The organism is Actinomycetota bacterium (assembly GCA_019347575.1).
Taxonomy (GTDB): Bacteria; Actinomycetota; Nitriliruptoria; order Nitriliruptorales; family Nitriliruptoraceae; genus JAHWKY01.
Genome location: JAHWKY010000080.1, coordinates 1 through 6,145 on the forward strand (window position 1 = coordinate 1; position 6,145 = coordinate 6,145).

At 70.9% G+C, this 6,145-nt stretch carries 2 protein-coding genes; both read right to left on the reverse strand.

Annotated features, from left to right (window positions below):
• A partial coding sequence (locus KY469_22100; protein MBW3665789.1) for a glycoside hydrolase occupies positions 1–3,359 on the reverse strand: 3,359 nt, incomplete at its 3' end.
• A 142-nt stretch (positions 3,360–3,501) separates the two neighbouring features.
• Positions 3,502–6,145 (reverse strand): DUF2130 domain-containing protein (locus KY469_22105; GenBank protein ID MBW3665790.1); only part of this gene is annotated, 2,644 nt, incomplete at its 5' end.

A 6,145-nucleotide genomic window follows, 5' to 3' on the forward strand; every position in this document is an offset into this window, starting at 1 on the left:
TGCTCGACGCCGGCACCCAGGCGGTAGCCGTCGACATTGCTGTCGAACTCGAACTGATCGCCCGTGTCCTGACCCTGGAACGCGCCCTCGATGCTGGTGTTGGTGTAACCAGCCTTGGCATAGACCAGCGTGGTGGGGGCAACCTTCATGCCGATCCGTCCGCCGACGTAAAGGTCGCGGCCGGTCTCGATGCGCGAGGAGAAGGGAGCGTCGATCGACTCGTCGAAGCGGTACTGCCAGATCCCCCGTCCGTAGGCCGCGACGGTCACGAGGTCGCGGTCCTGGGGCGTGACCTCGATCGAGCTGATGGGGACCGCCGGCAGACCGGGCATCGGCACGAACGCGTCCTCGCCAGGCTGGACGCCGTCGGCGTCCGAGATGAACGCGCCCACGTCCGTGCCCACGAGCAGTTGGTCGTCACCCCGGAGGGTCACCCACGTCGCCGTGACGTCCGGCAGGTTCGACGTGATGTCGGTGAAGGTCTCGCCTGCATCGTGGGAGACGAACAGGTGGCCGGTGCCGATGTCGTCGTTGGTGTCGCCGAGCGACCCGGGCGGGGTCCATTCACGGGTGTAGCCGCCGAGCGTGACGTAGACCGTCTTCGCGTCCTCGGGGTCGATCTCGATCGACGTGATGTACCGGTTCGGCAGACCCTCGGCGCGGGCGAAGTGCCAGCCCTGCGAGGTCATCCGGCCGGGGACATCCTCAGCGGCCACGTTCGTGGCGATCCCGTTCTTGAACGGGATGTCGGTGTTGAGGATGTCGCAGGTCCCGCAGAAGCCGACGTACGCGTTGTCCCGCTCGAGGTCCACCGCGCTCATGGAGTTCGCGGGGTCCGTGTCGCTCGCCTCGGCGTCCGGGTCACCGGGGTGGTTCACCGTCCCGAGATCGAACACGTAGCGCCAATCCGACGGCTGCGGCAGCGTGGTCGGGTCGTCGCCGGAGGGCGGGCTCGTGGTCCCGGGACCGAACACGGTCTCGGCGACCTGACGACCAGCCGTCATCAGGTGGGTCGACCTGGACGGGTCCATCACGAACGGGTTCGAGAACTTCGAGGCATCGACGCCCGGTGCCAGACCGGACCAGGTGAGACCGCCGTCGGACGTGACGCGCATGGCCGCGAACGGGGTCTCGCTGTAGGCGATGTCGGAGTTGTCGGGGTCGGTAGCCACGAAGAAGCCGTCTCCACCGAACGTCTCGTACTTGAGGAAGCGCTCACCGTTGAACCGGTCGGAGAAGCGCTCCACCTCGTCCGCGTCCTCGGGGACCGGCTTCGGGTCGGGATCGATCTTGGCGGAGCCGTTGTCCTGGAGGCCGAACCAGACGGTGTTGTCCTTCGAGGTCTGGGCGTGGTACGGCAGCAGCGTGTTGAAGCCGTCGTTGCGGCCAGCCCCCCAGTTCGCGTTATCGAAGGCCTGACCGGCCTCGACGTCCTGCCGGTACACGCCACCGTCGTTCCCGACGATCAGGGACACCCCACCCTCGCCGAACGGGAGGAAGGTCACCGCGTGCTGATCCGGGTGGGTCGTGTAGGTGTTCGGGGTGGTCCGATCGGCGATGCACGGCGCACCGACCGTCAGGAACAGGCAGGTATCACCGCTGAAGTAGCGGCCGATGACCTTCCACTCGGTGTCACCCGCACCCTCCTGGGGGTTGGGAACACCCGCGTCGGCATCCTCGTTCTGCCAGACCTCCTCGAGGCAGAGGATCACCCTGGTCGGGATCCCGCCCAGTTGGCGCGTGGGGTCGGGGTGGATGCACAGGTTGTACCAAGCCTGCACGCCGGGCTGGAAGCCGAAGGCGGTGAGGGCTGGGACGACGATGCGCAGCGACGACCCGCTGTCCGGGTCGGAGGCGAGGTGCTGCCCGTCGACCAACCGGACCCACGACGAGCCGAAGTCGCTCGAGACGTACAGCCCTTCGAGCGCGGTCCCCGGGACGGGAGCGACCTCACCCTCGGGGACGTCGATCGCACCCACGCCGTTGTTCAGCGCGACCGCGTCCTGGACCGCGGCGTACAGGTAGTTGTGGTTCTGCTCCTCACCGATCGTCGGACCCAGCTCGATGCGGCCGATCCGCTCCTTCTCGGTGAAGCCGGCGGCCGTGTCGGCCGGAGGCGGCGTGACGTAGGTGAAGCTGTTACCCCCGTCCGTCGAGCGGTAGATCCCGTTGTTCGGTGCCTGGGTGACGTCGGTGCCCTCCGCGACGTGCTCGCCACCCCGCCATCCGACGGCGGCGACGACCACCGGTTCCTCGCCGTTTACCAGCGCTGAGGCGCCGCCGGGCGCCTGGATCACGACGTCGGTGACGTGGTTCGCGAACGTGCAGTCGGGGCGCGCCATGATGTCGGTCACGCCGTCACAGGGCTGACCGTCGTCGGTCGTGGGGCCGACGGGCAGTGCGACCACACTGAAGTTGGCGCCGCCGTCGGTGGACCGGAACAGCCCGACCGAGGTCCCCACGTAGATCTCGTTGGGACGCAGCGGGTGGGTCTCGGCCGCGAACGCGAGCGCCCCGTCCGGGATGCCGTTCGACCGGTTCCACGTCGCGCCGAGGTCCCGCGTGTAGTAGGCGCCGGTCCCGACGAACGCGTAGCTGCCGAAGGTGTGGTCACCGGTGACGGCCACGATCGTCCCGTCCCCGCCGCCGTGCGGGGTCCAGGCGATCGCGCTGGTGGTGGTGTTGGGCAGGTTCTCGTTGAGCGAGGTCCAGTTGTCTCCGCGGTCGGTGGTCACCCACACACCGCCGGTACCGACGGCCGCGAACAGCCGCCCGGTCCGGTTGTCGTAGGCGAAGTCGTCGACACGCCCCATGTTGTCCGCGAGGCCGAGGTCGCTCACGCCGTACCGGGGGTCGTCGACGATGAGCGGTCCCTTGCCGTACGGGGTCGCGTTCCCCGCCGCGGAGGCTGGTACCGCGAGCGCCTCCATCTCCTGACGCTGCTCGAGGGCGGCGGCGAAGGCGCCCGGCTCCCACTGGCCTGCGGGCGCCATGCGTGGCATCGCTCGGTCCGCGGCACGGAGGGCGAGCTCGCCCAACTCCTCCGGGTGCTTGTCGTTGATGCACAGCCCGCTCGGGCCCAGTTCCTGGCCGGTCTCGGCGTTGTAGGCCTCCAGGTAGGCGTACGCCTTCGCGCGGAGATCCGACGCGGCGTCCTGCTGTGCCAGCCGCATCTGTCGTTCCTGCGCCTGGAACTCCTCGTAGGGCGTGAACCCTCGCGGACACTCCTCGGCGCTGGCGGCCGCCGCCGCTGGCGCTGCTGGTTCGCCCGCGGGCGCGGTCGGCAGCAGCGACGCCACGAACGCCGCGGTGGCAACGAGCGCGAGCGGGACACCGGAACGGGTGAGTACGGATCTCATGGTGACTACCCCTTGCCTGGGGAGCCATCACGAGGCCACCCCGTATCGGTACACGTCACCGGCAACCCCCCGTGCTCTCTGCGGCTGCCGATCTCGGCTGGGCGGGGAACCCTACCCCGTGTACGTAGCTGTCCGCTCGACGTCATCGGATGCGCGCCACCCGTCGGTCGCGACCGCGGGCCACGGTGGTCGCGGCGCCGAACAGCAACGCCGCGGCACCCCACACGATCACCGGCAGGTGCTCCTCCTCCTGGCTGTGCGCCGTCGCGAGCATCAGACGTTCGCGGCGTTGGTTCCTGGCCTGGTTGTGGGCGAGCCGCACCTGGGTCTCGGTGGGACCGCCGTCGACGACGGCACCTCCCGGTGCGAGCCCGGGCGCGACGACGGGAGCCGCGGCAGCGGCACCACCGGTCGCGGCCGCTTGGGCCTGGGCAGCCGCGGGGGCGCCGGCCGCGACCGGGGCGGGCGCAGGCGGTGGCCCGGCCAAGGCCGGGGGTGGAGCAGGAGCGGGGGCCGCCGGGGCCCCCGGCTGGGGTACCTCAGGGGGAGGGGCCTCCTCGTCCGGCTGGGGCCCGCACAGGACGGTGGCGGGTGCCTGGGCGATCTGGGCGCCGTCGAGCGTGCCCGTCAGCGTCACCGGGAGGCTGGTACCGGCCTGGTCCGGGGTGCACGAGAACGCGGCGGTGAACCCGAGCAGGTTGTCGGAGCGGACATCGATCGCCGAGAAGTCTCCCGCGGCCTCCACCGATACCACCGCTCCGCTGTCCGAGGCGGCCGTCACCTGGACGAGCCGGGGCTGCTCCACCGCGAGGATCATCCGCACCAGCGCGTCCTTGAGTTCGACGACCCCGCTGGCACGGCTCATGGGCAGCGAGCACACGAGCGGGTCGCCCTCGTGCAGGTCGACGTTCCCGTCGACGTCGCAGTCGATGCCGCCTCGGGGCGCCGCAGCGCCGGTGGCTCCGCTCCACCGGTCCATCTGGACCCGCAACGGACTCGTACCCCCCGGATGCTGCGTCATGCACAGGTCCGCGGAGATGCCGTCCCGGTTGGGGTCTTCGCGCTGGTCGTAGAGGTACTCGACGCCTATGAGCAGGACTCCGGCGTCACGCAGGCGTTGCATCACAACGGGTTCGGGAGGGGCTTCCGGGTCCTCGTAGTTCGGGGTCGGGTAGCAGTACTCGGTGGTGCCCGGGGGCTCTCCGTACGGCTCGTTGCTCGCGAGGACCGCGATCCTCAGCGACTCCGGTCGCCACGTCGCGCCCATGCCCGCGGGGACGGCGCGACCCCTGCTGGGGTTGGGGATGCCTGAGCCGGTCACCATCTGGTCCAGGGCGGTCAGGTGTGGCTCGTGGCCTCCGAGCTCCTTGATGCTCTCGAGCGAGTGCTGGAAGGCGGTGTCCGGACGGGTGAGCTGCCGGCGGAGCCGGTAGCGGACCCCGCCGGAGTCGAACGCTCCCTGGAACTCCGCGAGGCCGAAGCGGATGTCGAGGTGGGCGCCCACCAGATCGCGGATCAACCCGTCGAGGCCCGTGGCCAGGCCCTGGATCAACGGTCCCATCGTGTCCGACGTGTCGAGGAGGAAGAACACGTCCACAGGGATCGGCTGCGCGGGCAGGTCGAGCTCGTAATCGACGGTGACCGTCTCGCCGGGATCCACCGGGACCCGCGCCCCGAACGGCGTGAGGCTCGCCGGCTCGGCTTCGGGCGGAGGTGGGATCTCGAGCGGCGGCAGCTCCGGTTCCGGCGGCGGTGGGGGCTCCGTCGGGTGGTAGACGAGCACCGCGCCGGTCCCGAGCATCGCGTAGGCCTCGACCTGCGGGTGGACGATGCCCTGCACGTCCCGGGCTGGCCCGTAGGACGCCACGAGCTCCTCGTCGACGCGGACGAACGCGTCGCCTTCCAGGGCGTACACCCCGTCCGGCCCGGCGGCGACGGTCTGGCTCGCGACCTGGGCGTGGTCCACCGAGTCGATGCGCGCCCCTGCGAGCCCCATCGCGCCGCCGACCGGCGACAAGCCCTGGAGGGAGCCGACCGCCGCATGGCTCACCGGTGCCGGGACCGACCGCTGGGAGCTGGCGAGGACGAGCGCGCGCGAGCCGCCCCCCTCGAGGGCGACGTCCAGCCCGACGCGGAACCCGTCGGTGCCGTCCTCGACCCGGGTCCACGACGTTCCCGCGTCTGCGGACACGGCGAGTCCACCGTTGTCGATCCACACGCGGCCGGGGTCGACCGGGTCCACCGCGAGCTGTTCGATCCCCTGCGCGGGTTCGGGATCCGTCGTGTCGCCGGGGACGGACCGTGGCTCCCACCCGCTGCGCCCCCCGCTGCCGGTGGCGTACAGGACGCCTGGCGCCCCGTCGGACACCGACAGGGCGAGGTAGGCGATCTCGTGGTTCGTGCGGGAGAACTCGAGCATGCAGCCCGACACCTGCCCGCAGTACCCGCTCGAGCCGTCGCCGGCGTCGCGGGCCATCAGCACGCGCGCGCGGGCCAGCGAGTAGGCGACCTCGAGTGCCAGCGTCGAGCCGTCCGCGGGGTCGTAGGTGACGAACAGCTTGTCGCCGTTGATCTCGCGCAGCGGATTGCAGCGCGGGGGCATCTGGTCCTCGGAGGGCATGACGAGCACGGCGTACTCCGCACCCCGGTTGGCCAGCGAGCGCTCCAGGTAGTCCAGCGCCCTGGGGCGCGTCAGGTTGCGCACGTCCTTGGCCTCGAACACGATGCGTCCCCGCGCCGGGCCGGAGCACGCGTCCACCGACACCAGCACGTCGCCCTTCTTGCCG